The organism is Chitinophaga sp., from assembly GCF_035564935.1.
Lineage (GTDB): Bacteria > Bacteroidota > Bacteroidia > Chitinophagales > Chitinophagaceae > Chitinophaga.
Window position 1 is genome coordinate 1 of the sequence record NZ_DATMTE010000211.1, and the last position, 1790, is coordinate 1790.

The following is a 1790-nucleotide window of genomic DNA, read 5'->3' on the forward strand; positions in this document are numbered from 1 at the left end:
AAACAATTATTGCAGGCCGGCCACAAAGTAGCGGCCACGTCCCGCAATAGTGAAAGCCTGATCGAAGCAGTAAATTTTAAAGGTGACGCCTTTCTGCCTTTAAGGGTAGAACTGGGCGACGATGAAAATGTGGCCGCTGCCATCGCGCAGACCCACCAAACCTTCGGCAGGATAGATGTGGTAGTGAATAATGCCGGTTATGGGATCGGCGGTAGTATAGAAGAACTGACCGACAAAGAGACCCGTGATAGTTTTGACGTCAATGTATTCGGAACAATCAATGTTATTCGTCATGTGCTGCCTATTCTGCGCGAACAGGGGTCGGGTCATATCATTAATATCTCGTCTATTGCCGGCATCGCTCCAGCCACTGGCTGGTCGGTTTACGGCGCGGTAAAACACGCAGTGATCGGTTTAAGCGAAGTGTTGGCCGATGATGTGAAAGATTTAGGCATTAACGTAACGGTCATTGCTCCCGGTGCATTCCGTACCAACTTCCTGAACGCTGATTCCCTCATGCTGTCGGAAAAGAAAATCGATGCCTATGCAGTCATTCGAGCTTCCCATGAGCGGTATGCCAAAATGAACGGCAATCAGGCAGGCGACCCGGAAAAGGCCGCAAAGGTGATGATCGAGCTCACCGAAATGCCAGAACCACCCGTGTACCTGCTTTTGGGCAGCGACGCCTATGCACGTGCATTTAGCAAACTCGATCTGCTAGCCTCCAGCTATAAGCAGTGGGAAACGTTGACAAAGTCGACCGATTATTAATCTAGCGAAGCAACAAGCTAAAACCGCTGCATAAGCTTTATGCGGCGGTTTTTCATCACCCCTCATTCAATTTAATTACAATTTTGCCAAAGGGACCACGATCCAGATGGTCAAGAGCTGCGGGCAAATCGCTAAGCGAATACTGCCTATCAATGATAGGTTTCATATTCGTCTGATCGATTGCGCGGACAAACCGTTCCAAAGCAAGTCGATGCCCCGTACCGATACCCTGGATTTTTACATCCTTAAACAATAGCGGCATAACCGGTGAAGAAATCTCAAAACCTTCCAAGGCACCGATCAGGGAAATCGTTCCACCAACAGCTACCGCCGCCGCTGCTTTACCGAGATGCGAACCACCAACCAATTCAAGAATGTGATCAGCCCCACGATTTTTGGTAATTCGATAGACGCCCTCAGCCAACTCTTCTTCATGGCGGTTAATCACGTGATCCGCTCCTACCTTTCTTGCACGCTCATGCTTATCAGCGGTTCCGGAAACAATCACTTCCGCGCCATGCATTTTGGCAATTTGGACCCCAAACAAAGCGACACCGCCCGTACCTTCAATCAATACCGTTTGGCCCGAATGTAAACCACCACGTTCCACTAAGGCAAACCAAGCTGTCAAGCCAGAACAGGGTAAGGTGCAGGCTTCTATGGCACTCAATGTTTTAGGCGCATGCACAAACCATTCTTCTGAAAATACAACATATTCTGCCAACACACCCGGATAAAAGCCTCCCAGTGTTCGGTAAGCTAAGGTTTTGGCATCTCCGGGGCGGGCACCATCTATCCAATCCGGTGTAAATGTCGATATTACTTTGTCGTCAATATTGAATCGGGTTACCTTATCGCCAAGCGCAACGACGGTGCCTGCGAGGTCTGAGCCCGGTGTAAAAGGAAAATGAAGCGGCAATCCACGGCCGGTTTCAATGACCATCTTATCACGATAGTTAAGTGAAACGGCCGATACCTTTACTAAAATTTCACCGCTTTTAGGTTCCGGGATTGGTACT

General features: G+C 49.0%; 2 protein-coding genes. One reads left to right on the forward strand and one right to left on the reverse strand.

Features of this window, described 5'->3' with window-relative positions; all coding sequences use genetic code 11:
* The coding region (locus tag VN105_RS05540) for an SDR family NAD(P)-dependent oxidoreductase (RefSeq protein WP_325638743.1) at window positions 1–771 on the forward strand (771 nt) is incomplete at its 5' end.
* Window positions 772–826: 55 nt separating this feature from the next.
* Here VN105_RS05540 and VN105_RS05545 read toward each other — a convergent pair.
* On the reverse strand, window positions 827–1790 hold a 964-nt coding region (locus VN105_RS05545; RefSeq protein ID WP_325638745.1), incomplete at its 5' end, for an NAD(P)-dependent alcohol dehydrogenase.